This window comes from Symbiopectobacterium purcellii (assembly GCF_052050035.1).
Taxonomy (GTDB): domain Bacteria; phylum Pseudomonadota; class Gammaproteobacteria; order Enterobacterales; family Enterobacteriaceae; genus Symbiopectobacterium; species Symbiopectobacterium purcellii_A.
In genome coordinates, this window is sequence record NZ_CP189882.1 from 1,448,890 (window position 1) to 1,473,082 (window position 24,193).

Sequence of the window (24,193 nt, forward strand, 5' to 3'; positions counted from 1 at the left end):
TAAAAAAAGCAATGGCACACGAATTTGTGCGGCGGGTCATTCACAAATCGCCTCCTTTTACGGAGGCGATAAGCGGTTTAGCGAGCGGCGCGCTGATTCACCCACAGGTTAATCAGCAACGTGATGGCCAGAATGCTGGCTACAACGCCCAGAGAGATAGCGATAGGAATATGGAACAGGTCGATCAGCATCATCTTGGTGCCGATAAACACCAGAATGACGGCCAGACCATACTTGAGCAGCGAGAACTTCTCCGCCACGCCAGCCAGCAGGAAATACATGGTGCGCAGGCCCAGAATGGCGAACAGGTTGGAGGTCAGCACAATAAACGGGTCGGTGGTAACCGCAAAAATAGCCGGGATACTGTCAATGGCAAAGATAACATCGCTTATCTCAACCAGAATCAAGACTAAAAACAGCGGGGTGGCATACAGAATACCGTTGCGCCGCAAGAAGAAGCGTTCGTTTTCGATGGTATCCGTCATCCGCAGGTGCCCACGTAGCCAACGCACTAGCGGCTTGTCACCAAGATCGCCACCATCGTATTTGGAGAACGCCATTTTCAGGCCCGTAAACAGCAAGAACGCGCCAAATACGTAGAGTAACCACTGGAACTGCGTCACCAGCCAACTACCACCAAACACCATCAGCGTTCGCAGGATGATGGCTCCCAGCACGCCATACACCAGTACGCGTCGCTGATAGTGGGCAGGCACGCCGAAATAGCTGAACAGCATTAGCCAGACGAAGACGTTATCGACAGCGAGCGCTTTTTCAATCAGATAACCGGTGAGGAAGGCGAGTGCTTGCGTGTTGGCGACTTCTACGCCTAGCGTGCCTTTCAGATAACACCAGAATCCGGCATTGAAGGCGAGCGACAGTGTAACCCAAATCAATGACCAGGCGGCAGCCTGGCGAAAGGTCATTGTGGTGGCAACCTTACGCCCTTGATAGAGCAGATCTACCGCCAGCATGGCGATAACGATGACAGCGAAGCTGCCCCACAACCACGGCGTACCGATGGAGTTCATAACAGGTTCCTTGCAACAAAAATTAACACCGTCAGGCCTCATTTTTATCTGGCGCGATGGCGAGCCAGGTAAAAAAAAACGACATGTATCGGAAGACACAGGTCGTTTGGTCACTCGCGTTGCAAATGTACCTCGCCTTCAGGCAAGGTCTCACTTACAACGCCAATGCGGAATGCTCATTGGTATTGCCCGATAACCGGAAGCATATCTCCACTTACTTTATAGCAAGCTTGACACATGGCTTCGTAATGACGATTAATCGGCGGAAAAGTTACTCCCCTTTGCATCAGCAAAGATAGGTGAAAAGTCGATCCAGGTCAAATTCTGTGAACACTTTTCACCAGCTCCGTTATTGGGGGCCGCTTGGAAAACGGAAAATAAACCATGCTAAGACTACTTTTAACCAAAACGCCTTTGGGTGTTGCCTAAACGACGTAGCTGCGGTATTTCTGTGTCCGAAACCGAACCCTTGATGACGATGCACTCAGGTGACGGGCGCAGGATTTCAGCACCGATACATGTAGTGGTTGAATAATCAGGACACTAAACTTACATCCAAAACGGAGGTGTTTAGTGAACCATAAACGACAATTTACCCCTGAGTTTAAAAAGGAAGCCGTTGCCCTGGTAACAGAGCAGGGCTATACGATAGCCAGGGCAGCAGCATCGCTGGGCATAAGCAACAAAACCCTGCATACATGGGTCTCGCTGGCACGCGAGCAGAGCAACGGCGTACTCAGCGATGATGAACGTGCAGAGTTAAAACGGTTACAAAAGGAAAACAAAGAGTTACGTACAGAGAAGGAGATACTAAAAAAGGCGAGTGCCTTCTTCGCGAAACATATGTCGTGAGATACCGGTTCATTCTCGACAATGCCACTGACTTCAGCGTTCGTACACTCTGTCGGGTCATGCGTGTGACGGCCTCTGCCTGGTATGCATGGCGAAAAAAGCCCGCCGAACCGCTGCAAAAAGACGTGGAGGTCCGGGTCAGGTTAAAGGCGCTGTTCGCCGCCAGCAGGCAGGGAGCAGGAAGCCGGACGCTGGTCAAAAGGCTTCGTGGAGAAGGCATCATAATCAGCCGCTGGCGGGTGAGGAAACTCATGCAGGAAGAGGGGCTGGTCTGCCGACAGCGCCGGACTTATAAGGTCACGACAAAACCCCGCCCGGGTGCAGAGGTGGCCCCAAACCTGCTGAACCAGAATTTTAACCCGCCGGGGCCAAATCAGGTGTGGGCGAGTGACATCACGTATCTGAAGACCGGTGAAGGCTGGCTGTATCTGGCGGCTATTATGGATTTGTACTCCCGGCAGATAGTGGGCTGGCAGGTGGACAGACGGATGACCTCATCGCTGGTCTGCGGGGCCCTGATGAAGGCATATAACCTGCGAACTCCCCCGCCGGGCCTGGTGGTGCATACGGACAGGGGGGCGCAGTACACGGGACAACGCTTTCAGGCGCTGCTGAGCAGCTACAGGCTGAGGAGCAGTATGGGAGACGTGGGTGCCTGCTGGGATAATGCGGTGATGGAGCGCTTCTGGGGCAGTCTGAAACATGAATGGTTGCTGCTGGTACCACAGCCAACACGGGCTTACATGGAGCAGGATGTGGCGACGTATATCCGCTACTACAACCTACACAGGCATCATGCCGCTAACGGGGATCTGTCTCCGGTGCGTTATGAACAAATGGCTGAGAAAAAAGTGTCCTGATTTACTTGACCAGTGCACGCTTTATCCTCAGCCAGGGAAAAAATGAGCAGGGAGAGATTTACTGGCACGTGTATTTTGCGAAGCCGACGAAACATCCCCGGCAGACAGCAAAGTACCTGGGCCGGTACCTGAAAAAACTGCCTGTGTCGGGTGCGCGACTGGCACACTACGACGGGGGAAGCCGGTGCGTGTCAAGGTAGTTGTCGCCCCAGTTGATTCATACGGCCTGTTTTTCCCGTTCCGGATTTAGCCACACTTCGTCCTGCAGCTCCCAGTTTCTTGTTGGCACTGACCAACGATGCGGGTTCTGCATTTTTGCTGCCTCATACACCGATTTTCGCTTTATAGCTAAGCGACATTATTTTGATAACAGCCAGCTATGCTTCTTTGCCACATATCAGGGCATCGGCTGTAATCATTTTTAAGTCGGTTGGCTATAACGGGCGTCATAAGCACCGTCTGCTGACACTTCCCTGATTTTTCGGTGGGTTTGGTTAATCAGGCCCGGCAGTGCCTGCGCATCTGTCGTTCCGCTGAGCGATAAGTCGGCACAGATAATCTCATGCGTCGCACTGTCTGCTGCCAGATGAAGCTTGCGCCACACTCTTCGTCTGTCAGCCCCATGCTGCCTGACTTTCCATTCACCTTCGCTAAAGACCTTCAGACCGGTACTGTCGATGACCAGATGCGAGATTTCACCACGCGTTGGCGTTTTTATGCTGATACTGACGGTTTTTGCCCGCCGACTGACCAGAGAGTAGTCCGGGCAGCGCAGTGGCAGGCTCATCAGTGTAAAAACCGAGTCGACAAAGCCCTGTAATGCCCGGAGCGACAGGTTAAACACGCGCTTTATCATCAAAACCGTGGTAACAGCCATATCGGTGTAGTAAAGCGGCCGACCACGACCTTCAGGCGAAGCACTGTCAGTCCATGCAGCGATGGCGGACTCATCAAGCCAGACCGTCAGGGAGCCGCGTTGTCTGAGTGCTTTGTTGTAGGTGGGCCAGTTGGTGATTTTAAACTTGTGCTTTGCCATGGGGAGCTGCTATCGGGAGCGATGATATAGCCAACCGACTTAAAAATGATTACATCCTATGCCCTGATATGCGGCAAAGAAGCATAGCTGGCTGTTATCAAAATAATGTCGCTTGGCTATATCTTCAGCTCCGCAAGCTTCACCTGCAGCACCTGTGACTTCATCGGTGCACCGTTATCCGCATGCAGTACCAGCGGCTCCTGCCAGCAGCGCTCGCTCAGCACCGTTCGCTTCAGCAGTTCTGCTGCATACTCGCCGCTTTCGACCGGGTACACCTCATAACCCACTATTTTGCGACTGAACACATCTTCTATGAGATACAGGTAGAACCAGTGACCCGCCGTCAGCGACTTCAGCCAGGTGATGTCCCACGACCACACCTGGTTCGGCGCGATCGCCTTCCATGTCGACAGCGGCTTACTTTGCGGGGCCTGCTGACGCCCGCGATGACTGACCTCTCCGGCACGGCGCAACACCCGGTAAAACGTCGATTCACTGGCAACGTAACGCCCCTCATCGGCTAGTGCCGGTACGATTTGCGCCGGCGACAGACTGGCGAATCGTGGCTCATGGCAGATGGCCAGCACCTGCTGTTCCTCTTCAGCACTGAGCCTGTTTTTCGGCATCGGCCGTGATGCCGTCGGTCGCCGGTCGTCAGGACTTAGCCGCCAGCGCTGGAACGTCCGCTCGCTAATACCTACAGACCTGCAGGCATCGCTTTGCCGGACGCCGGCAGTGGCAGCCTCCTCCAGCATCTTCATCAGCCGTAACCTGTCGGCTGTGCGCGTCATTCGACCTCGCGTTCTTCGTCGAAGAACGCCTTGAGCTTTTTTTCCAGGATGAGCAGTGCCGCCGCTTCGGCGAGGGCTTTGTCCTTGCGGGCTATTTCACGATTAAGCTGCTGAATTTCTTTTTGTTGTTTCTTTATTAAGGCTCTTTCTGCACGCTGACCTGGCTGCATAAACTCGTCCTTCCACTGCTGAATCTGTTCAGGATAGAGGCCTTTACGGCGACAGTATTCAGCCACAGCATGAGCAGAAAGCGGCGCGGTTTCAACGATAACGGCGAAGCGCGCATCCTGAGACCACTCCAGGTGGAGTTTACTCTCACTGGCTGCCGACTGAGTCGGAATTCCAGCCTGAGACCGCCAGCCATAAAGCGTATTGGCGGGAATGCCTTCCAGGCGGGATATCTGGTAAATAGACTGACTATGCGGCGGCAACATTCTGGCGATCACAGCCGCTTTACGTTCTGGCGAATAGCTTCACATGAACAGCTTCTCCAGCCCCCTAGATTTTTTTCACTCAGAGGCGACAACTACCCTGACATGGGGGGTTCACGATAAAAAAGCCGGTTTTCATCGTTGCCAGCCCCCGAAATCAGGGGCCCAAAAAAGTTTGAAATTCCTAGGCGTGAACTCCCCCGTCGGGCCTGGTGGTGCATACGGACAGGGGGGCGCAGTACACGGGACAACGCTTTCAGGCGCTGCTGAGCAGCTACAGGCTGAGGAGCAGTATGGGAGACGTGGGTGCCTGCTGGGATAATGCGGTGATGGAGCGCTTCTGGGGCAGTCTGAAACATGAATGGTTGCTGCTGGTACCACAGCCAACACGGGCTTACATGGAGCAGGATGTGGCGACGTATATCCGCTACTACAACCTACACAGGCATCATGCCGCTAACGGGGATCTGTCTCCGGTGCGTTATGAACAAATGGCTGAGAAAAAAGTGTCCTGATTTACTTGACCAGTGCACATATAGCTAAACGACTTAATTTTGATTACATTATTTAAATGAGCTATTCAATTGATTTTAGACGTAAAGTGATATAGCCAAGCGACATTATTTTGATAACAGCCAGCTATGCTTCTTTGCCGCATATCAGGGCATAGGATGTAATCATTTTTAAGTCGGTTGGCTATATCTACACGGAAAAACGAAGGGTTGAGTATCCGAGAAACAGCGAAGCAATTTCGGATTGGCCCTGCCTCTGTATCGCGTTGGATTAATCAAATAGAGTCAAAAGCATCGACCACGCGTCAGCGAAAGATCGATAAATCCGAGTTGATAAAAGATGTTGAACAATATCCAGATGCTTACCAAAAAGAACGTGCAGAGCGTTTTGGCGTTTGTCAGAAGGCCATTTGGCAAGCGCTTAAAAAGCTGGGATTGACCTATAAAAAAAACTCTACGTCATCCGAAAGCCGACGAAAACGCCCGGCAGGGATTTCAACAAAAAAAACAACAGTATGAAAAAGAAGGTAAACCTATTGTTTTTATTGATGAAAGTGGTTTTTCACACGATGCCCCACGGACTCACGGCTATTCCCCAAAAGGTCAACGGTGTTTTGGCCTGAAGAACTGGGGAGCTAGGGGAAGAACAAATGTTATCGGCGCTTTATTAGGCACAACGCTGTTTGCTATCGGATTATTTGATATCAATATTAACAGCGATGTTTTCTATGCCTGGGTCACACAAGTCCTTATCCCAGTACTCCCTAAAAACAGTGTAATCATGATGGACAATGCCACTTTTCACAAAAAACATAATATTCAACAAGTCATCATCGATGCAGGGTATATGGTGGAGTATTTGCCTACATATTCGCCAGATATTAACCCAATTGAGCATAAATGGGCACAAGCAAAAAGCAAAAAAAGAGAGATGGGTTGCGATACAGAGAGTTTGTTCTCAGTCCATATGGTGTAATCAAAATTAAGTCGCTTGGCTATATATAGCCAAGCGACATTATTTTGATAACAGCCAGCTATGCTTCTTTGCCGCATATCAGGGCATAGGATGTAATCATTTTTAAGTCGGTTGGCTATACCGGAGAAGCATTTCCGGATGGTGCGTTACTTTGGTTTTCTGGCTAACCGCGTAGTGGGAAAACTGTTGCCTCTGGTGAGAAAAGCCCTGGGGCAGGATAATGTGAAAAAAGCAGCGCCAGTGGCATACACAACGCTGAGTCAGGGATTACTGAATACAGACCCGTTTGCCTGCCTGCTGTGCGGGGCAAAAATGGCGTTCAGCCGGGCGCTGCCGGCAACGGCCCTGGAGAAGCTAATCGCGAACGCCGGGGAGATAGCGCGAATGCGTTACGTTGGATAATGCGGGGAAACTCTGCCTGGAATTCGGCGATGTAATCAAAAAACGCGCAATGTGTTCAAAAATCACCCAAACGCAGAGGCATTCACGATAAAAAAGCCGGTTTTCATCGTTGCCAGCCCCCGAAATCAGGGGCCCCAAAAAGTTTGAAATTCCTAGGCGTTAAAAAAGGCCGATCGCTAGATCGGCCTTTTTGACTGAATGCGCACGTTACATCGCTTTTTTGGTCAGCTCAATAACACGCAGCTTCGCAATTGCTTTCGACAATTCTGCGGAAGCCTGTGCGAAATCCACATCGCCATGGGAATTGCGAATGTGATCTTCAGCTTTACGCTTGGATTCCAGCGCGCGCGCTTCATCAAGGTCCTGCCCACGGATGGCGGTATCGGACAGCACGGTCACGGAGTTCGGTTGCACCTCAAGGACTCCGCCGGACAGATAGATATACTCTTCTTCGCCGTGTTGCTTAACGATACGCACCATACCAGGTTTAATGGCAGTGAGCAGCGGGGCGTGGCCAGGGTAAATCCCCAGCTCACCCTCACTCCCCGTCACCTGGATCTTTTGCACCAGGCCGGAGAACATTTCCTGTTCTGCGCTAACGACATCCAGATGGTAAGTCATAGCCATATCAACCTCCTAACAGACGTTACAGTTTCTTGGCTTTTTCCACTGCTTCGTCAATGGAGCCAACCATGTAGAACGCCTGCTCCGGCAGATGGTCGTATTCACCGTCTATGATGCCTTTAAAGCCGCGGATGGTGTCTTTCAGTGACACGTATTTGCCCGGAGAACCGGTAAATACTTCTGCCACGAAGAACGGCTGCGACAGGAAGCGCTGGATTTTACGCGCACGGGCAACGACCAGTTTGTCTTCTTCAGACAGCTCGTCCATACCCAGGATCGCGATGATATCCTTCAGTTCCTGATAGCGTTGCAGAATAGACTGCACGCCACGCGCAACGTCGTAGTGTTCCTGACCAACCACCAGCGGATCCAATTGACGGCTGGTGGAATCCAGGGGGTCAACGGCCGGGTAGATACCCAGAGACGCGATTTGACGGCTCAGTACCACGGTCGCATCCAAGTGGGCGAAGGTGGTGGCTGGCGACGGGTCAGTCAAGTCATCCGCAGGGACGTATACGGCCTGTACAGACGTAATAGAACCGGTTTTGGTGGAGGTGATACGTTCTTGCAGCACGCCCATCTCTTCCGCCAGCGTCGGCTGATAACCTACCGCAGAAGGCATACGACCCAGCAGTGCGGATACTTCCGTACCGGCCAGGGTATAACGGTAGATGTTATCGACGAACAGCAGTACGTCACGGCCTTCATCACGGAATTTTTCCGCCATGGTCAGGCCTGTCAGAGCTACGCGCAGACGGTTACCTGGCGGCTCATTCATCTGGCCATAGACCAATGATACTTTGTCGATAACGTTGGAGTCGGTCATTTCATGGTAGAAGTCGTTACCTTCACGGGTACGTTCCCCTACACCGGCAAATACGGAATAACCGGAGTGCTCGATCGCGATGTTACGGATCAGCTCCATCATGTTTACCGTTTTACCTACACCAGCACCACCGAACAGGCCCACTTTACCGCCCTTGGCGAACGGACACATCAGGTCGATAACCTTGATACCCGTTTCCAGCAGTTCCTGGGAGTTGGAGAGCTCTTCGTAGCTCGGCGCCTGGCGGTGAATAGCCCAACGCTCTTCTTCGCCAATCTCGCCTTTCATATCGACCGGTTCGCCCAGTACGTTCATGATACGGCCCAGCGTGGCTTTACCTACCGGGACTTCGATCGGATGGCCCAGGCTGTTCACTTTCAGCCCACGACGCAAACCATCAGAAGAACCCATTGCAATACAACGAACAACGCCGCCGCCCAACTGTTGCTGCGTTTCCAGCACCAGTTTTTCAGCACCGTTTTCAACCTCAAGCGCATCGTACACGTTAGGTACGGCATCTTGCGGGAACTCGACGTCGACCACGGCGCCGATTACCTGGATGATCTTTCCAGTTGCCATATTGAATCCTCTACGTAATTCGACAATACGTAATTCGTAAAACTGGTTTAAACCGCGGAGGCTCCCGATACGATCTCGGTGAGTTCCTGCGTGATGCTGGCCTGACGAGCCTTGTTGTAAACCAACTGCAACTCTTTGATCAGGCTACCGCCGTTGTCCGTTGCGGCTTTCATCGCAACCATACGAGCGGCCTGTTCACTGGCCAGGTTTTCTACGACGCCCTGATAAACCTGAGACTCCACATAGCGGCGCAACAGGGTATCCAGCAGCGACTTAGGATCGGGTTCATACAGGTAATCCCAGGATTTCTTCTTCAGTTCGCCATCGTCCGCAGGCGGCAGAGGCAGAGGCAGAGGCAGAAGATGAACCACTTGGGGTTCCTGAGACATGGTATTGATGAACTTGTTACTCACGATGTACAGCTTGTCCAGACGACCTTCGTCATAGGCTTGCAGCATCACTTTTACCGGCCCGATCAGTTCGGACAGGCTAGGGTTATCCCCCATGCCGGTAACCTGAGCAACAACGTTACCGCCCACAGAACAGAAGAACGAAACCCCTTTGGAACCGATCATCGCAATATCGCTCTGTACGCCTTTATCGCTCCAGGCTTTCATGTCTGCCAGCAGTTTTTTGAACAGGTTAATGTTCAAACCACCACACAGTCCACGGTCCGTGGACACCACCAAATACCCGACGCGCTTAACGTCACGCTCTTCCAGGTACGGATGTTTATATTCCAGATTCCCTAACGCCAGGTGACCAATCACCGTGCGGATGGTCTCTGCATAAGGACGGCTGGCCGCCATACGATCCTGCGATTTACGCATTTTGGAAGCGGCGACCATTTCCATCGCTTTAGTGATCTTCTGCGTGTTCTGGACGCTTGCGATCTTACTACGTATCTCTTTTGCGCCGGCCATCTTTGCATCTCCTCAATGCCTGAAGGCCTGCCATCAGGCAGGCCTACGGGCGTTACCAGGACTGGGTTGCCTTGAAGGTATCAAGGATAGTTTTGAACTTACCCTCGATCTCATCGTTATAAGCGCCAGTCTGGTCGATTTGTTGCAGAAGATCGCCGTGCTCGCGGTCGGCATACGCCAACAGCGCCGCTTCGAAGCTGCCTACTTTCGCCAGTTCTACATCAGCCAGATAGCCACGTTCCGCAGCGAACAGCACCAGAGACTGCTGCGCAACCGACATCGGCGCATACTGTTTCTGTTTCAGCAGTTCAGTTACTTTCTGACCGTGATTCAGCTGCTTACGCGTTGCATCATCCAGATCCGAAGCAAACTGGGAGAACGCCGCCAGTTCACGATACTGTGCCAGCGCGGTACGGATACCACCGGACAGTTTTTTCATGATCTTGGTCTGTGCTACACCACCCACGCGGGATACGGAAATCCCTGGGTTAACCGCAGGACGGATACCGGCGTTGAACAGGTTCGATTCCAGGAAGATCTGACCATCGGTAATCGAGATTACGTTGGTCGGAACGAACGCGGAAACATCACCCGCCTGAGTTTCGATGATCGGCAGCGCCGTCAATGAACCGGTTTGCCCTTTAACTTCACCCTTGGTAAACGCTTCTACGTAATCGGCGTTAACGCGTGCCGCGCGCTCCAGCAAACGGGAGTGGAGGTAGAAAACGTCGCCTGGGTAAGCTTCACGACCTGGCGGACGACGGAGCAGCAGGGAAATTTGACGATAAGCGACGGCCTGTTTGGACAAGTCATCGTAAATGATCAGTGCATCTTCACCGCGGTCACGGAAGTATTCACCCATCGCACAACCGGCATACGGCGCCAGATATTGCAGTGCGGCAGATTCAGACGCCGTTGCGACCACAACAATGGTGTTGGCCAATGCGCCGTGCTCTTCCAGTTTACGCACCACGTTGGAGATAGTGGAGGCTTTCTGGCCGATGGCAACGTACACGCACTTGATGCCGGAATCGCGCTGGTTGATGATGGCGTCGATAGCCAGTGCGGTTTTACCCGTCTGACGGTCGCCGATAATCAATTCACGCTGACCACGACCAATCGGGATCATGGCGTCAACGGACTTGTAGCCCGTCTGTACCGGCTGATCAACGGATTGACGTTCGATAACGCCCGGTGCGATCGCTTCTACCGGAGAGAACCCGTCGTTCTCAACCGGGCCTTTGCCGTCGATAGGTGCACCCAGGGTGTTCACCACGCGGCCCAGCAGACCACGGCCAACCGGCACTTCCAGAATACGGCCGGTACACTTGACCTTCATGCCTTCGGCGAGGTCAGCGTACGGACCCATCACCACCGCACCAACGGAGTCGCGCTCCAGGTTCAGGGCGATAGCGTAACGGTTGCCAGGCAGGGAGATCATCTCCCCCTGCATTACATCGGCCAGACCGTGTACGCGAATGATCCCGTCACTGACGGAAACAATAGTACCTTCATTGTGAGCTTCGCTCACCACATTGAACTGAGCAATGCGCTGCTTGATCAGTTCGCTGATTTCGGTGGAATTCAGTTGCATGCTCCAGTCCCCTTAAGACTGCAAGACGTCTGCGAGGCGTTCCAGACGGCCGCGAATACTGCCATCTATCACCATGTCGCCCGCGCGGATCACCACGCCTGCGACAACAGACTTATCAATTTTGCAATTCAGCTTCACTTTGCGTGACAGGCGTTTTTCCATGGCGGAAGTAATCTTGTCCAGCTGCGGTTCACTCAGTGCGCTCGCGGAAGTGACTTCGACGTCAACCGTCGACTCCTGCGCGGCGCGGAGTTGCGCAAACTGTTCCAGAACTTCAGGAAGCACCAGTAAACGCCCATTTTCTGCCATCACCTTAATCAGGTTCTGGCCGGGCTCATCCAGCTGATCGCCACACACGTGAATGAACGTGCTCGCCAACAGATTCGGTGCCATAGCACCGGACAGCAGAGCGGCAGCCTGTTCATTACGTGTGACCTCAGCGGCAAACGCCAGCATATTCTGCCAGCGTTCAACGGCCTGATGTTCAACCGCAAAGTCAAAAGCTGCTTTGGCGTAGGGGCGAGCTACCGTGACAAATTCAGACATCGGCCCCTCCCTCCTTACAGTTCAGCGACCAGTTTATCAACGATGTCGCTGTTAGCAGCTTCATCCACGGAACGTTCAATAATCTTCTCGGCACCGGCAATCGCCAGCATGGCAACCTGTTTACGCAGCTCTTCACGAGCACGTTTACGTTCGGCTTCAATTTCAGCCTGCGCCTGCGCCACGATTTTGCTACGTTCAGCTTCTGCTTCCGCTTTAGCCTCATCCAGGATCTGAGCACGGCGTTTATTGGCTTGCTCGGCGATCACCTTAGCTTCCGCTTTGGCTTTTTTCAGCTGATCGGTGGCATTGGCCTGCGCTAAGTTCAAATCTTTTTTGCCACGTTCCGCAGAAGCTAAACCGTCAGCAATCTCTTTCTGACGCTTCTCGATGGCAGCCATCAACGGCGGCCATACAAACTTCATGCAAAACCAGACAAACAGGACGAACGCAATGGCTTGGCCGAGGATTGTTGCATTAATATTCACAGCACAATGCCTCTTTTAAGTTAAATAATTGATGTTGAATACCTAACCGGCGTTACCGGTTTAGGCGACCGCAAACATCACATACAGGCCCAGACCAACAGCAATCATCGGGATGGCGTCAACCAGACCCATAACGATAAAGAACTGTGTACGCAGCAGAGGAATCAGGTCAGGCTGGCGAGCCGCGCCTTCCAAGAATTTACCACCCAGAATGCCGATACCGATCGCAGCACCGATCGCAGCCAGACCCATCATCAACGCGGCAGCCATGTACAGCAGATCCACACTCAGGTTTTCCATGACAGTCTCCAGTTTGTTTCAGTTAGAACGTTATTATGTTGAAAGAAAAATCAATGTTCTTCATATGCCATCGAGAGATAAACAACCGTCAGAACCATGAAAATAAAGGCCTGAAGCGTAATGATCAGGATGTGGAATATTGCCCAAGGCACATTCAACAACCATTGCGACCACCACGGCAGCAAACCGGCAATCAGGATGAAGATCAACTCACCCGCATACATGTTGCCAAACAGTCGCAAGCCGAGTGAAACCGGTTTGGACAGCAGGCTGACACCTTCAAGAATCAGGTTGATGGGAATAAAGACCGGATGGTTGAAAGGTTGCATGGTCAGTTCTTTAACAAAACCGCCAACGCCTTTCATTTTGATGCTGTAGAACAGCACCAGGATAAACACGCCCAACGCCATTGACAGAGTGATGTTGACATCCGCTGTCGGTACTACGCGCAGGTAAGGTAATCCAATCCAATGCTCACCGATAAAGGGAAGAAGATCGATCGGCAGCAGGTCCATGGCGTTCATCAGGAACACCCAAACGAAAATGGTCAACGCCAAAGGGGCGATAAGTTTGCTTTTGCCATGGAACATGTCACGCACGTTGCCATCAACAAAACCGATGATCATCTCCACAAAGGTTTGCAGTTTACCGGGCACACCGCTGGTCGCGTTCTTTGCAACCCTGCGGAAAATGACCAGAAACAGGATCCCAAGTGCGATTGAGAAAAACATCGAATCGACGTTAATCGACCATAACCCCGAACCTACCTGTAAATGTTTCAGGTGATGACCGATATATTCTTGGGGAGTAGATGCAGACATGATGTTCCTTACCCTGTTGTTGTTAATACGGTAACGGTTAACGATGGCTGGCGCCACTATCTGCATTATCAGCACCGCCAGGTAGGTCAGACCAAGGGGAACAAACGCCGCCTTGAACAACCCTAACGCCACCACCAGCAACGCGATGGTGATAAATACTTTTAACGCTTCGCCAATGGCAAACGACCAGGCAACGCGCCCCGCTATGGGCTCACCCGCCTGATGACGCAAGGCGAACAGCACAAAACACACGTTCGGCAGCCACACCGCCAGTCCCCCGGCTAAAGCGGAAACTCCCGCCTCAACGCTCCGCAGGCAAAAAACGGCGCTGACCAAAATGAACGTAGCCGCCTGTAGCATCAACCCCAAAAAGGCCGGTTTTCCACTGTAAAGGGAGACAGACATGCGTTTTGCTCTTCATTCCTGTTCCAGAGGCTGACTGACGTATAAAACTGCCTTTATTCCATCGAGTCAAGCGGCAAAAAACGAGCAAATTATACGGTTCACGCCTGCGAATTCAATCGATAAGTAGCAAAAAGGTGAATAATAATTTAAATTTCTTATTCAAGCCCTATTTTTACTAACAATCCTGACAGCAGCCGCGGCCCGCAAGCCTTTCAATAACCCGATAATATGTGACATCAATCACATAAAAATGACATATAGGCTTTATATCAGATCTGATTTTTTTAAGTCTTTAGCAAAAATAGCTATTTATCTTAATTAAATTCAAATAGTTAAATAACGACTCTTTTTAAAACGCCTCGAAAACATCCCGTGCACTGCGTATTGACATCATTAACATTATTTCTTTATGTCTTTAATATCTGGATTTTTCATTCGCAATCTACAACGACAATTAATTTCTCAGGTTACTATTCGAAGAAAAACAAATAGTGTGCAAGGCGGCCAGGTTTTGTAAAAAAATGGTGATCTGTGTCCATTTTTCCGCAAATAATACCCTTCTGACTTAAAAGGTCTCTCTGATACAATTAGTTATAATTTATTTGATAAAACGCAAAATTAGTTTGCTTTAAGAATCACCAAATGGCGTTCACCGTCCAATTCAGGTACCGATAAACGCACAATACGCTCTACCACTATCGATGCAGGTAATGCGGTTAATTCCTCTTCCGGCACTACCCCTTTCAGGGCATAAAAACGTCCGTTTGCCGATGCAGGCAGATGTTTGCACCACTCCAGCATATCAAGCAAAGAGGCAAAAGCACGGCTGATAACGCCATCGAAAGGCGGTTCGGCGGTGAATTCTTCAACCCGAGACTGCACCGGAAAGACATTATCCAGCTTAAGTTCATGCTGAACCTGACGCAGAAAACGCACGCGTTTTCCCAAGCTATCCAGCAGAGTGAATGACGCTGACGGACGTACAATCGCCAGTGGAATACCCGGTAATCCCGGCCCGGTTCCCACATCGATAAACCGATCGCCCTGCAAATGCGGTTCAACCACGATGCTATCCATGATGTGCCGAACCAGCATCTCCTGCGGGTCGCGCACTGACGTGAGATTATAAGCCTTGTTCCATTTGTGTAGCATTTCGACATACTGGATTAGCGAATTTTTTTGTTGTTCACTGACCAAAATGCCAGCCCGCTGCAACAGAGCGTCTAATTTGTGTTTCACGCGCTTATCCTGCCATATCTGATGAAACGTGGCTGTCAGGAACAGCCACCAAATGACACACCGTAGTGCGCTATCCGCACCGGTTATAAGGCGCTGCGGCGCAGCAGCCCTTGTTTTTTCAGCCAAACCAGTAGAATAGAGATAGCTGCTGGGGTAATTCCCGAAATACGCGATGCCTGACCAATAGATCCCGGTTTGTGGTCGTTGAGTTTGGCTTTAACTTCGTTAGAAAGCCCACTCACCTGGCCATAATCCAGATCCGCTGGCAGCACGGAACTCTCATTGCGCAGCTGTTTTTCAATCTCATCCTGCTGGCGCGCAATGTACCCTTCGTACTTAACCTGAATTTCAACCTGCTCTGCCGCCTGAACATCCGTCAACGCAGGCGAGAACATCGGTAACGAGGTCAGGGTGGCGTAATCCATCTCAGGGCGACGCAGCAGTTCCTCACCGGTCGCTTCACGCGACAGCGGCGTTTTCAGCAACGCATTCACGGCTTCTCGCTGCTCACTGTGATGATGAACGCGAATTTCGCGCAGGCGCTGGCGTTCCTGCTCAATCTGTTCCAGCTTCTCGTTAAAGCGCGCCCAGCGATAATCGTCCACCATACCGAGTTCACGGCCAATTTCAGTGAGACGCAGATCGGCATTGTCTTCACGCAGCATCAGACGGTATTCAGCACGCGAGGTGAACATGCGGTAGGGTTCTTTGGTGCCGAGCGTGCACAGGTCGTCCACCAGCACGCCCAGATACGCCTGATCGCGACGTGGGAACCAACCGTCCTGATCGAACGCCAGACGTGCCGCGTTTAAGCCAGCCAGCATGCCCTGAGCAGCGGCTTCTTCGTAACCGGTTGTGCCGTTTATCTGTCCTGCAAAGAACAAACCGTGGATAAATTTGCTCTCCAGCGTGGGTTTAAGATCGCGCGGATCGAAGAAATCGTATTCGATAGCATAGCCGGGGCGCACGATTTTAGCGTTTTCCATGCCTTGCATCGAACGGACGATTTGCCACTGTACGTCGAAGGGCAGGCTGGTTGAAATGCCGTTGGGATAGATCTCGTTACTGGTCAACCCTTCAGGCTCAAGGAAAATCTGATGCGCATTGCGATCGGCAAAGCGCATCACCTTGTCTTCGATCGATGGGCAATAACGTGGGCCAATCCCCTCGATCACACCGGCATACATCGGGCTGCGATCCAGGTTATTGCGGATCACCTCATGGGTTTTTTCATTGGTGTGCGTGATGTAGCACGGCATCTGTGCCGGATGCTCGCTGGCATTCCCCAGGAACGAGAACACTGGCATTGGGTCATCACCGTGCTGTTGCGCCAGTACGCTGAAATCAATGGTGCGCGCATCGATACGCGGTGGCGTACCGGTTTTAAGACGGCTGACACGCAGCGGCAGCTCACGCAGTCTGCGCGATAGCGGAATGGAGGGCGGATCGCCAGCACGTCCACCGCTGTAGTTATCCAGGCCGATGTGAATTTTGCCGTCAAGGAATGTCCCAACGGTCAGCACCACCGTTTTGGCACGGAATTTCAGTCCCATTTGGGTGACAGCACCGACCACACGATCGTTCTCAACAATAAGATCATCAACCGCCTGTTGGAAGATCGTCAGGTTCGGCTGATTCTCCAGCGCAGTGCGTACTGCCTGACGATAAAGCACGCGATCCGCCTGTGCACGGGTGGCGCGAACGGCAGGGCCTTTACTGTTGTTTAGTATTCTAAACTGAATACCGCCCCGATCGACCGCGCGAGCCATCAAGCCGCCCATGGCGTCGATCTCTTTAACCAGATGTCCCTTTCCGATCCCACCAATAGCCGGATTGCAGGACATTTGTCCCAGCGTATCGATATTGTGTGTCAATAACAGGGTTTGACGCCCCATGAGTGCCGCTGCCATGGCGGCTTCTGTGCCCGCATGACCACCGCCGAGCACGATGACGTCAAAAGGATCTGGATAAAACATGGTACTGCACCTCGCGTGGTGTTAACGAGAATAGTCGGGTTAACGATGTGTGCCTAAGATCATTGCTTGCCTTGGGGAAGGGGATTCTACTCAAGTTACGCAAACGACAAGCCCGTTGGATCGTCGGTAGTTAAAGAAAGATCTTTTTATATAGAGATCTTTTTATTGGATCTATTATTAGGATCCATACTGCTTGTGAATAAGTACTTTTTCCAGATGAAGATCAACAGATTGTTGACGATCGTTTGCTGTGAATGATCGGTGATCCTGCACCGTATAGCCTGGGATCAAAACAGGCTGTTATTCACATGTCAAAAAACGAACAGCGGTTGTTATTGGGGTAACTACCGGTTTTCACCCGGATATACATAAAGTTATACACAATTAAGTGGATAAATAAACCGCTTAATTGAGTAATTCTACCAACGGAGCCAACCAAATTTCTGCTGGATCCTCGGGAATATCGTGCTCGGTGATGTCGATCTGCAACATCTCGCCGATCCTTTTTGCGCCACGATCCGCAAGAATACGATCCACGGTAACGATCGCTCCGCAGAAGGTGTCGTACTCTTTACTGCCGATCCCGATTGCACCGTAACGAACCTGCGAAAGATCTGCTTTGCGATCGCTGATCTGCTTAAACAGTGGTTGCAGGTTATCCGGTAATTCACCGGCACCGTGGGTTGAGCTCACCAGTAGCCATATTCCGCTCTGCGGGAGGTCGTCCAGTTGCGGGCCATGCTGAATATCAGTGGAAAAGCCTTGCTGTTCCAGTAACTCTGCCAGATGTTCTGCTACATACTCCGCACTGCCTAACGTACTGCCGCTGATAAGCGTAATGTCTGCCATGCTCGATCCCGCCCGAATAAAAGATGCTGTATTGTACGCTGTGATCGAGCTGTTATCTACCTGTGAATAATAGGGATATACCTGTTGACGTTTACGGGGTGATCGTCCACGCCTAGGAATTTCAAACTTTTTGGGGCCCCTGATTTCGGGGGCTGGCAACGATGAAAACCGGCTTTTTTATCGTGAATGCCTCTGTGTTTGGGTGATTTTTGAACACATTGCGCGTTTTTTGATTACATCGCCGAATTCCAGGCAGAGTTTCCCCGCATTATCCAACGTAACGCATTCGCGCTATATCCCCGGCGTTCGCGATTAGCTTCTCCAGGGCCGTTGCCGGCAGCGCCCTGCTGAACGCCATTTTTGCCCCGCACAGCAGGCAGGCAAACGCCCCATTCCCAGTCGAAACGCAACAAAACGGTAGGGCATTATGCCGCCTGTAAGTGCGTTAAAAATACCTCATTTGGAGAACGATAACCCAGCGATTTTCGGCCTCGCGTATTGAGCAGGTGTTCGAGTGCTGCAACCTTGCGATGGGTGACATAATTGAAGTCCGTTCCCTTCGGGTAAAAACGCCGTATCAGCCCGTTGGTATGCTCATTCAACCCGCGTTCCCAGGAATGATATGGCCGGGCAAAGTAGACCGGTGCCCCCGTGACTTTTGTAATTTCCCCGTGCTGGGAAAATTCAGAACCGTTGTCAGCAGTCAGGGTTTTAAACTCGCAGAAGGTATTGGCAACGATGTCCCTGAAGGCCGCTACCACTGTCTCTGCTCGCTTGTTGGGCAGTTTGCGAATGATGACCAGCTTGACGGCTTTATCGACCACCGTCAGCAGGAATGATTTCTGATCTTTGCCAAAGATGGTGTCAATCTCGAAATGCCCGGGTTCCTGCTTGAGGTCAGCAACGGCCGGCCGCTGCTCAATGCCAACACGGTTGGGAATAGGACCGCGTTTGTTCTCATCGGTCTGATAGTTATACCGTTTACCCCGATGAGGGAGCTGCTGATACAGCTCACCGCCGGCCCGGCGCTCCTGCTGGATATAGCGATAGAGCGAGTTCTTGCTGACGGACAGGCCAAATTCCAGGACCAGGCGCCCACTGATGACCTCAGGTGAGGTGTGGGTAGACAGCGCCGTTCTGATAACGTCCTGAATGTGCGGTTCAAGCTGGTTAATCACGCTGTCCGGCCGAGTTTTCTGCCGCCGCCCTCTGGCCAACGTTTCGGCCCTTCTGCAGGAATAGACCCCGTTGAAAGCGGCGTCGGTATTGCGTCTGAGCTCCCTGCTGATGGTAGAACGAGGAAGCTCCAGTTCCCGGGCGATGGTGGCCTGGTTAACCCCATCACCACGCCGTTTTTCGATGTAGAACCGCTCTTTGTGAGTCAGATGTTTTCCCTGCATGCAACGGGATCTCCAGTAGGGCCAGAACGGTGATTTTATCCGGGTCTGGCCAGTGGGTCACTTTGTTGCATTTCGACTGGGAATGGGGCAACGGGTCTGTATTCTGTAATCCCTGACTCAGCGTTGTGTATGTCACTGGCGCTGCTTTTTTCACATTATCCTGCCCCAGGGCTTTTCTCACCAGAGGCAACAGTTTTCCCACTACGCGGTTAGCCAGAAAACCAAAGTAACGCACCATCCGGAAATGCTTCTCCGGTATATGCTTTATCAGCCGCAGTATAGCCAAGCGACATTATTTTGATAACAGCCAGCTATGCTTCTTTGCCGCATATCAGGGCATAGGATGTAATCATTTTTAAGTCGGTTGGCTATATCAGCTCACGCTGACTGAGCGCCAGGTCTTCATGCCTCCCCGTCCGGTGATCCAGAAAACGCAGGGTGATGCGGCTTCCCCCGTCGTAGTGTGCCAGTCGCGCACCCGACACAGGCAGTTTTTTCAGGTACCGGCCCAGGTACTTTGCTGTCTGCCGGGGATGTTTCGTCGGCTTCGCAAAATACACGTGCCAGTAAATCTCTCCCTGCTCATTTTTCCCCTGGCTGAGGATAAAGCGCTTCCATTCATCATATAGCCAAGCGACTTAATTTTGATTACACCATATGGACTGAGAACAAACTCTCTGTATCGCAACCCATCTCTCTTTTTTTGCTTTTTGCTTGTGCCCATTTATGCTCAATTGGGTTAAGATCTGGCGAATATGTAGGCAAATACTCCACCATATACCCTGCATCGATGATGACTTGTTGAATATCATGTTTTTTGTGAAAAGTGGCATTGTCCATCATGATTACACTGTTTTTAGGGAGTACTGGGATAAGGACTTGTGTGACCCAGGCATAGAAAACATCGCTGTTAATATTGATATCAAATAATCCGATAGCAAACAGCGTTGTGCCTAATAAAGCGCCGATAACATTTGTTCTTCCCCTAGCTCCCCAGTTCTTCAGGCCAAAACACCGTTGACCTTTTGGGGAATAGCCGTGAGTCCGTGGGGCATCGTGTGAAAAACCACTTTCATCAATAAAAACAATAGGTTTACCTTCTTTTTCATACTGTTGTTTTTTTTGTTGAAATCCCTGCCGGGCGTTTTCGTCGGCTTTCGGATGACGTAGAGTTTTTTTTATAGGTCAATCCCAGCTTTTTAAGCGCTTGCCAAATGGCCTTCTGACAAACGCCAAAACGCTCTGCACGTTCTTTTTGGTAAGCATCTGGATATTGTTCAACATCTTTTATCAACTCGGATTTATCGATCTTTCGCTGACGCGTGGTCGATGCTTTTGACTCTATTTGATTAATCCAACGCGATACAGAGGCAGGGCCAATCCGAAATTGCTTCGCTGTTTCTCGGATACTCAACCCTTCGTTTTTCCGTGTAGATATCACTTTACGTCTAAAATCAATTGAATAGCTCATTTAAATAATGTAATCAAAATTAAGTCGTTTAGCTATAATCCCGGATGTGAGCCAGCTGCGGCGGCAGAACAAGAGACTCCCATGCAGACAGCAGATACTGGCGTACATTCCATACCCAGCGCGCCCTGACCTTCGGCAGGGCAAACGACAGTTTTTTCCAGGCACCGTGCTCATTTATGCCGCCGGTGGTCCACGACAGGTGAATATGGCAGTTCCAGTTAAGCTGGCGACCATACGTGTGAAGAGCGCCGAAAATACCGGTGGTCAGGCCCCGCTGCTCCGCAGCGTACAGCAGGTTGTCCGCCGCCAGCGCAAAGAGGCCATTCAGCAGCCAGCGGTTGGCTTCAAACAATGGCCACAGGGTATCCGGCATCGTGAATGTGCCGTGCTGGCACGGCGTATCCGGCAGGCGGGCCATCATGGTGGCAATCCACAGGTCGGTGGCCTTTTTGCCGCAGGTCGGACATCCGCGTCCGTGGCAGCTCTGATGGGGCTTTGTTGAATAATTTAACGTTTTGATTTACAACTTCTTTAGGTGGGATGCATGTACAGAAAATGTATTTTGTTAGAGCGATAAATCAAATAGTTAGCACAATAAAAAGCATTACGGTAGTAAAATTTAGTCGTTAAAATTTTATAATACCCATTTAAATCAGTGTTTTAAATTATTCAACAAAGCCCTCTGATGGATGTAACGGTGGTGAGTGCAGTCGGGGTTGCTGCAGCGAAATTCCCGGCTGCCCGTCAGTGGGGTGCCGCAGGCCAGCATCTTTGTGACAACCTCAATCTCTACAGGCCGGAGCGGGTATGCCTCCATGATGTCAGCCCATGCCCTGTTGCGCTGAAACAGCGTCTTCATGGGGCGGGGCTGTATGCCGGTATCATCCGTGCGGGTCATCGGAGAGCATCTCCGCTTCGGTTTCGTACAGGTCAAACCGGCGACAGGTATTGCAGAAGGCAACGTAGTGGTACGGAGAATCAGGGAATTCACTGTAGAAGGTGGTCCAGAACCACTCTGTGCAGTCAGGATCGTTGTCAACGAAAAGGCGGAATTGCTGGTAAGGGAGGTTGCCCTGTCGGACCACCGTTTTGAAAATCTGCTTAACCATTTTTGTATGAACGCGCTGATGCTCAGGGGAATGTGACACGGGATAACCTTCGGCTGGCGGGTTTCAGAATATAGCTATTCTGCCACACTTCGATTTGCAGCCGCCAGGCTGCTTCGTTCTCACGATCATGACAAAATTTAGCTGTATATGCAACCAGTTGCTTGTGTGCGTGCTCACAAGAAATCAATAAGATCGGCGCGTGAAAGGCACTGCACAGGTTATAAACTACTACACATTGCAAGCGGGGAAGGGGAAGCACATGGCTATTGAGTGGATCGTTGCCTATCTGGTGTTGGGCGGCGTTGTCGGGTTTGTGGCGGGGCTGTTGGGGATTGGCGGCGGCGGTATCATGGTGCCGATTTTAACGGCACTGTTTGCTGCGCAGGGTGTGCAAGGCGAGCATCTGGTGCATTTGGCGCTGGGCACCTCAATGGCGGCGATTGTCATTACTGCGATATCCAGCTTGCGCACCCATCATCAGCATCAGGCGGTGCTGTGGCCTGTGGTGCTGCGTATCACGCCTGCGATTCTTATCGGCACCTTTGCCGCCACCTGGTTGGCTACACTGCTGCCTACGCGGGCGCTGGCGATCTTCTTTTCCTGCTTTATGGCCTATGTTGCCGTGCAGATGGTACTCAACATCAAACCCAAAGTGCAGCGCCAAATGCCGGGTGTCGCTGGGGTATCGTTGGCGGGTCTGATCATCGGCGGTATTTCTGCGCTGGTGGCGATTGGAGGGGGCTCGCTCACCGTACCGTTTCTGACCTGGTGTAATGTGCGCATTCAGCAGGCGATCGGCACATCGGCGGCAGTAGGGCTGCCTATCGCGCTGGCGGGGGCGCTGGGCTATATGATTAACGGCTGGTCCACGGCGGGGATGCCTGCCTATACGTTGGGCTATGTTTCAGTGCCTGCTGTGCTGCTGATCTCGGCGGTGAGATTCTTTACCGCACCGTTTGGTGCGCGTTTGTCGCATCGTTTGCCGGTGGCTACCCTGAAAAAAATCTTTGCTGCACTGCTGCTGCTGCTGGTGCTGAGCCTGAAAATGCTGCAAACGGTGTTCAGCGCGTGATCCGCTGGGCGCGGCCAGCCACGGGCCGCGCCGTGTGAAACTGACCTCAACATCAATAAAGTGCCCCTGAAGTGAAGTTGTTGCAGCATTCTGGCTGTATATCTTGCACTCACAGGGTATACTGGCGCATTCCATATAAATCCACATGTATCGCGTGAATCTGACATGCAAAAGTTTGATACCAAGACCTTTCAGGGCCTGATCCTGACGTTGCAGGATTACTGGGCTCGCCAAGGCTGCACCATTATCCAACCTTTGGATATGGAAGTCGGCGCTGGCACTTCTCATCCGATGACCTGTCTACGCGCGCTGGGGCCAGAGCCTATTGCCGCTGCCTATGTCCAGCCGTCGCGTCGTCCTACCGACGGTCGTTACGGGGAAAACCCGAACCGCCTGCAGCACTATTATCAATTTCAGGTCATCATCAAGCCGTCACCCGACAACATTCAAGAACTGTATCTCGGTTCGCTGAAAGCGCTGGGGCTGGACCCGACTATCCACGATATTCGTTTCGTGGAAGATAACTGGGAGAACCCGACGCTGGGTGCCTGGGGGCTGGGTTGGGAAGTGTGGTTGAACGGTATGGAAGTCACGCAGTTTACCTACTTCCAGCAGGTGGGCGGTCTTGAGTGCAAGCCGGTCACTGGCGAGATCACCTATGGTCTGGAACGTCTGGCAATGTACATTCAGGGCGTAGACAGCGTCTATGACCTGGTGTGGAGCGATGGCCCGCTGGGTAAAACCACCTACGGTGATGTGTACCATCAAAACGAGGTGGAACAATCCACCTATAACTTCGAATACGCCGACGTTGATTTCCTGTTTACCTGCTTTGAGCAGTACGAGAAAGAAGCGCAACAGCTGCTGGCGCTGGAAAAACCGCTGCCGCTGCCTGCCTACGAGCGCATTCTGAAAGCGGCGCACAGCTTTAACCTGCTGGACGCGCGTAAAGCCATTTCCGTTACCGAACGTCAGCGCTACATCCTGCGCATTCGCACGCTGACCAAAGCGGTGGCTGAAGCCTACTACGCTTCCCGTGAAGCGCTGGGCTTCCCGATGTGTAACAAGAAAGAGAGCTAACAG

28 protein-coding genes and 5 pseudogenes are annotated in these 24,193 nt (G+C 51.8%); 9 read left to right on the forward strand and 24 right to left on the reverse strand.

Annotation, left to right across the window (positions count from 1 at the left end; all coding sequences use genetic code 11):
• Positions 1 to 77: 77 nt before the first annotated feature.
• A complete protein-coding gene (locus ACQGXV_RS10880) occupies positions 78 to 1,031 on the reverse strand; it encodes a TerC family protein (protein WP_440866383.1) in 954 nt (317 codons plus the stop codon).
• A 573-nt stretch (positions 1,032 to 1,604) separates the two neighbouring features.
• On the opposite strand from ACQGXV_RS10880, the gene ACQGXV_RS10885 reads away from it, so the two are divergent.
• Together ACQGXV_RS10885 and ACQGXV_RS10890 are read left to right on the forward strand one after the other, a co-directional pair.
• Positions 1,605 to 2,743, forward strand: a protein-coding gene (locus ACQGXV_RS10885) for an IS3 family transposase (protein ID WP_440863593.1) whose coding sequence is annotated in 2 segments (ribosomal slippage) — positions 1,605 to 1,842 and positions 1,842 to 2,743 — 1,140 coding nt in all. Because the reading frame shifts where the segments join, the coding sequence is not laid out codon by codon here.
• A gap of 50 nt (positions 2,744 to 2,793) precedes the next feature.
• Positions 2,794 to 2,925, forward strand: a pseudogene (locus ACQGXV_RS10890) (transposase); the annotation flags it as partial.
• A 254-nt stretch (positions 2,926 to 3,179) separates the two neighbouring features.
• On the opposite strand, the pseudogene ACQGXV_RS10895 reads toward ACQGXV_RS10890, so the two are convergent.
• Positions 3,180 to 3,779 (reverse strand): annotated as a pseudogene (locus ACQGXV_RS10895) (IS5 family transposase); the annotation flags it as partial.
• Here ACQGXV_RS10895 and ACQGXV_RS10900 point away from each other — a divergent pair.
• Positions 3,773 to 3,937 carry a hypothetical protein gene (locus tag ACQGXV_RS10900; protein ID WP_440866384.1) on the forward strand — a complete coding sequence of 55 codons (165 nt, stop codon included), beginning with the start codon at positions 3,773 to 3,775 and terminating at the stop codon, positions 3,935 to 3,937. The pseudogene ACQGXV_RS10895 and the gene ACQGXV_RS10900 overlap by 7 nt on opposite strands.
• On the opposite strand, the gene ACQGXV_RS10905 is transcribed toward ACQGXV_RS10900, so the two are convergent.
• Positions 3,896 to 4,570, reverse strand: a complete 675-nt coding sequence (locus ACQGXV_RS10905) for a DDE-type integrase/transposase/recombinase (protein ID WP_440866385.1) — start codon at positions 4,568 to 4,570, stop codon at positions 3,896 to 3,898. The two genes, ACQGXV_RS10900 and ACQGXV_RS10905, sit on opposite strands and share 42 nt — an antisense overlap.
• Positions 4,567 to 5,016: a transposase gene (locus ACQGXV_RS10910; protein ID WP_440866386.1), complete on the reverse strand. Its 450-nt coding sequence runs from the start codon at positions 5,014 to 5,016 to the stop codon at positions 4,567 to 4,569. Before ACQGXV_RS10910 ends, ACQGXV_RS10905 begins: the two co-directional genes overlap by 4 nt.
• Positions 5,017 to 5,198: 182 nt before the next feature.
• Here ACQGXV_RS10910 and ACQGXV_RS10915 point away from each other — a divergent pair.
• The 4 genes and pseudogenes from ACQGXV_RS10915 to ACQGXV_RS10930 form a co-directional block, all read left to right on the forward strand.
• Positions 5,199 to 5,516 (forward strand): annotated as a pseudogene (locus ACQGXV_RS10915) (integrase core domain-containing protein); the annotation flags it as partial.
• A gap of 177 nt (positions 5,517 to 5,693) precedes the next feature.
• Complete coding sequence (locus ACQGXV_RS10920; protein ID WP_440862928.1) at positions 5,694 to 6,032, forward strand: IS630 transposase-related protein; 339 nt, start codon at positions 5,694 to 5,696, stop codon at positions 6,030 to 6,032.
• Positions 5,956 to 6,489: an IS630 family transposase gene (locus ACQGXV_RS10925; RefSeq protein ID WP_440867371.1), complete on the forward strand. Its 534-nt coding sequence runs from the start codon at positions 5,956 to 5,958 to the stop codon at positions 6,487 to 6,489. Before ACQGXV_RS10920 ends, ACQGXV_RS10925 begins: the two co-directional genes overlap by 77 nt.
• 111 nt (positions 6,490 to 6,600) lie before the next feature.
• Positions 6,601 to 6,891 carry a hypothetical protein gene (locus ACQGXV_RS10930; RefSeq protein ID WP_440866387.1) on the forward strand — a complete coding sequence of 97 codons (291 nt, stop codon included), beginning with the start codon at positions 6,601 to 6,603 and terminating at the stop codon, positions 6,889 to 6,891.
• 207 nt (positions 6,892 to 7,098) lie between these two features.
• On the opposite strand, the gene ACQGXV_RS10935 is transcribed toward ACQGXV_RS10930, so the two are convergent.
• From ACQGXV_RS10935 to ACQGXV_RS11030, 20 genes and pseudogenes are all read right to left on the reverse strand, one after another.
• Positions 7,099 to 7,518: a F0F1 ATP synthase subunit epsilon gene (locus ACQGXV_RS10935; protein WP_222158961.1), complete on the reverse strand. Its 420-nt coding sequence runs from the start codon at positions 7,516 to 7,518 to the stop codon at positions 7,099 to 7,101.
• Between the two features lie 19 nt (positions 7,519 to 7,537).
• Positions 7,538 to 8,920 (reverse strand): F0F1 ATP synthase subunit beta, encoded by a 1,383-nt coding sequence (atpD, locus tag ACQGXV_RS10940; RefSeq protein WP_440866388.1) that lies wholly within the window; start codon positions 8,918 to 8,920, stop codon positions 7,538 to 7,540.
• A gap of 47 nt (positions 8,921 to 8,967) precedes the next feature.
• Positions 8,968 to 9,843: a F0F1 ATP synthase subunit gamma gene (gene atpG / locus ACQGXV_RS10945; RefSeq protein WP_440866389.1), complete on the reverse strand. Its 876-nt coding sequence runs from the start codon at positions 9,841 to 9,843 to the stop codon at positions 8,968 to 8,970.
• Between the two features lie 52 nt (positions 9,844 to 9,895).
• Entirely contained in the window at positions 9,896 to 11,437 is a 1,542-nt protein-coding gene (gene atpA, locus ACQGXV_RS10950; RefSeq protein WP_440866390.1) for a F0F1 ATP synthase subunit alpha, read from the reverse strand.
• A 12-nt stretch (positions 11,438 to 11,449) separates the two neighbouring features.
• A complete protein-coding gene (gene atpH / locus ACQGXV_RS10955) occupies positions 11,450 to 11,983 on the reverse strand; it encodes a F0F1 ATP synthase subunit delta (protein ID WP_440866391.1) in 534 nt (177 codons plus the stop codon).
• Between the two features lie 14 nt (positions 11,984 to 11,997).
• Positions 11,998 to 12,468, reverse strand: coding sequence for a F0F1 ATP synthase subunit B (gene atpF / locus ACQGXV_RS10960; protein WP_440866392.1), 471 nt, complete (start codon positions 12,466 to 12,468; stop codon positions 11,998 to 12,000).
• Between the two features lie 60 nt (positions 12,469 to 12,528).
• Positions 12,529 to 12,768, reverse strand: a complete 240-nt coding sequence (atpE, locus tag ACQGXV_RS10965) for a F0F1 ATP synthase subunit C (RefSeq protein ID WP_005976545.1) — start codon at positions 12,766 to 12,768, stop codon at positions 12,529 to 12,531.
• A 50-nt stretch (positions 12,769 to 12,818) separates the two neighbouring features.
• Complete coding sequence (gene atpB / locus ACQGXV_RS10970) at positions 12,819 to 13,589, reverse strand: F0F1 ATP synthase subunit A (protein ID WP_440867372.1); 771 nt, start codon at positions 13,587 to 13,589, stop codon at positions 12,819 to 12,821.
• Between the two features lie 42 nt (positions 13,590 to 13,631).
• Positions 13,632 to 13,994: pseudogene (gene atpI / locus ACQGXV_RS10975) on the reverse strand (F0F1 ATP synthase subunit I); the annotation flags it as partial.
• A gap of 618 nt (positions 13,995 to 14,612) precedes the next feature.
• Positions 14,613 to 15,233, reverse strand: coding sequence for a 16S rRNA (guanine(527)-N(7))-methyltransferase RsmG (gene rsmG / locus ACQGXV_RS10980; RefSeq protein WP_440866395.1), 621 nt, complete (start codon positions 15,231 to 15,233; stop codon positions 14,613 to 14,615).
• An 83-nt stretch (positions 15,234 to 15,316) separates the two neighbouring features.
• Entirely contained in the window at positions 15,317 to 17,209 is a 1,893-nt protein-coding gene (gene mnmG, locus ACQGXV_RS10985) for a tRNA uridine-5-carboxymethylaminomethyl(34) synthesis enzyme MnmG (RefSeq protein ID WP_440866396.1), read from the reverse strand.
• A gap of 405 nt (positions 17,210 to 17,614) precedes the next feature.
• Complete coding sequence (mioC, locus tag ACQGXV_RS10990) at positions 17,615 to 18,058, reverse strand: FMN-binding protein MioC (RefSeq protein ID WP_440866397.1); 444 nt, start codon at positions 18,056 to 18,058, stop codon at positions 17,615 to 17,617.
• A gap of 233 nt (positions 18,059 to 18,291) precedes the next feature.
• A complete protein-coding gene (locus ACQGXV_RS10995) occupies positions 18,292 to 18,471 on the reverse strand; it encodes a hypothetical protein (protein ID WP_440866398.1) in 180 nt (59 codons plus the stop codon).
• 12 nt (positions 18,472 to 18,483) lie between these two features.
• Positions 18,484 to 19,458, reverse strand: a complete 975-nt coding sequence (locus tag ACQGXV_RS11000) for an IS30 family transposase (RefSeq protein ID WP_440862518.1) — start codon at positions 19,456 to 19,458, stop codon at positions 18,484 to 18,486.
• Positions 19,400 to 19,744, reverse strand: coding sequence for a transposase (locus ACQGXV_RS11005; RefSeq protein ID WP_440866399.1), 345 nt, complete (start codon positions 19,742 to 19,744; stop codon positions 19,400 to 19,402). Before ACQGXV_RS11005 ends, ACQGXV_RS11000 begins: the two co-directional genes overlap by 59 nt.
• 82 nt (positions 19,745 to 19,826) lie before the next feature.
• Entirely contained in the window at positions 19,827 to 20,063 is a 237-nt protein-coding gene (locus ACQGXV_RS11010) for a transposase (RefSeq protein WP_440867373.1), read from the reverse strand.
• Positions 20,064 to 20,106: 43 nt separating this feature from the next.
• Positions 20,107 to 20,640: an IS630 family transposase gene (locus tag ACQGXV_RS11015; RefSeq protein WP_440867239.1), complete on the reverse strand. Its 534-nt coding sequence runs from the start codon at positions 20,638 to 20,640 to the stop codon at positions 20,107 to 20,109.
• Positions 20,564 to 20,929, reverse strand: a complete 366-nt coding sequence (locus tag ACQGXV_RS11020; RefSeq protein ID WP_440862584.1) for an IS630 transposase-related protein — start codon at positions 20,927 to 20,929, stop codon at positions 20,564 to 20,566. The genes ACQGXV_RS11015 and ACQGXV_RS11020 overlap by 77 nt, the downstream gene beginning before the upstream one ends.
• A gap of 43 nt (positions 20,930 to 20,972) precedes the next feature.
• A pseudogene (locus ACQGXV_RS11025) lies at positions 20,973 to 21,413 on the reverse strand (transposase); the annotation flags it as partial.
• 397 nt (positions 21,414 to 21,810) lie between these two features.
• Complete coding sequence (locus tag ACQGXV_RS11030; protein WP_440862817.1) at positions 21,811 to 22,077, reverse strand: hypothetical protein; 267 nt, start codon at positions 22,075 to 22,077, stop codon at positions 21,811 to 21,813.
• 220 nt (positions 22,078 to 22,297) lie between these two features.
• On the opposite strand from ACQGXV_RS11030, the gene ACQGXV_RS11035 reads away from it, so the two are divergent.
• Both ACQGXV_RS11035 and glyQ read left to right on the forward strand, forming a co-directional pair.
• On the forward strand, positions 22,298 to 23,110 hold the full coding sequence (locus tag ACQGXV_RS11035; protein WP_440866400.1) for a sulfite exporter TauE/SafE family protein: 813 nt from the start codon (positions 22,298 to 22,300) through the stop codon (positions 23,108 to 23,110).
• A gap of 165 nt (positions 23,111 to 23,275) precedes the next feature.
• Positions 23,276 to 24,190: a glycine--tRNA ligase subunit alpha gene (glyQ, locus tag ACQGXV_RS11040; protein ID WP_440866401.1), complete on the forward strand. Its 915-nt coding sequence runs from the start codon at positions 23,276 to 23,278 to the stop codon at positions 24,188 to 24,190.
• The last annotated feature ends 3 nt before the right edge of the window (positions 24,191 to 24,193 follow it).

Bases quoted from the DNA above. Each gene is read 5' to 3' on its own strand.
- atpE (WP_005976545.1), bottom strand. From the start codon at position 12,768: ATGGAAAACCTGAGTGTGGATCTGCTGTACATGGCTGCCGCGTTGATG.
- ACQGXV_RS11000 (WP_440862518.1), bottom strand. From the start codon at position 19,458: ATGCAGGGAAAACATCTGACTCACAAAGAGCGGTTCTACATCGAAAAA.
- glyQ (WP_440866401.1), top strand. From the start codon at position 23,276: ATGCAAAAGTTTGATACCAAGACCTTTCAGGGCCTGATCCTGACGTTG.
- atpA (WP_440866390.1), bottom strand. From the start codon at position 11,437: ATGCAACTGAATTCCACCGAAATCAGCGAACTGATCAAGCAGCGCATT.
- mioC (WP_440866397.1), bottom strand. From the start codon at position 18,058: ATGGCAGACATTACGCTTATCAGCGGCAGTACGTTAGGCAGTGCGGAG.
- atpB (WP_440867372.1), bottom strand. From the start codon at position 13,589: ATGTCTGCATCTACTCCCCAAGAATATATCGGTCATCACCTGAAACAT.
- ACQGXV_RS10905 (WP_440866385.1), bottom strand. From the start codon at position 4,570: ATGACGCGCACAGCCGACAGGTTACGGCTGATGAAGATGCTGGAGGAG.
- mnmG (WP_440866396.1), bottom strand. From the start codon at position 17,209: ATGTTTTATCCAGATCCTTTTGACGTCATCGTGCTCGGCGGTGGTCAT.
- atpH (WP_440866391.1), bottom strand. From the start codon at position 11,983: ATGTCTGAATTTGTCACGGTAGCTCGCCCCTACGCCAAAGCAGCTTTT.
- ACQGXV_RS10880 (WP_440866383.1), bottom strand. From the start codon at position 1,031: ATGAACTCCATCGGTACGCCGTGGTTGTGGGGCAGCTTCGCTGTCATC.
- ACQGXV_RS11035 (WP_440866400.1), top strand. From the start codon at position 22,298: ATGGCTATTGAGTGGATCGTTGCCTATCTGGTGTTGGGCGGCGTTGTC.
- atpD (WP_440866388.1), bottom strand. From the start codon at position 8,920: ATGGCAACTGGAAAGATCATCCAGGTAATCGGCGCCGTGGTCGACGTC.
- atpG (WP_440866389.1), bottom strand. From the start codon at position 9,843: ATGGCCGGCGCAAAAGAGATACGTAGTAAGATCGCAAGCGTCCAGAAC.
- ACQGXV_RS11020 (WP_440862584.1), bottom strand. From the start codon at position 20,929: ATGAGCTATTCAATTGATTTTAGACGTAAAGTGATATCTACACGGAAA.
- ACQGXV_RS10935 (WP_222158961.1), bottom strand. From the start codon at position 7,518: ATGGCTATGACTTACCATCTGGATGTCGTTAGCGCAGAACAGGAAATG.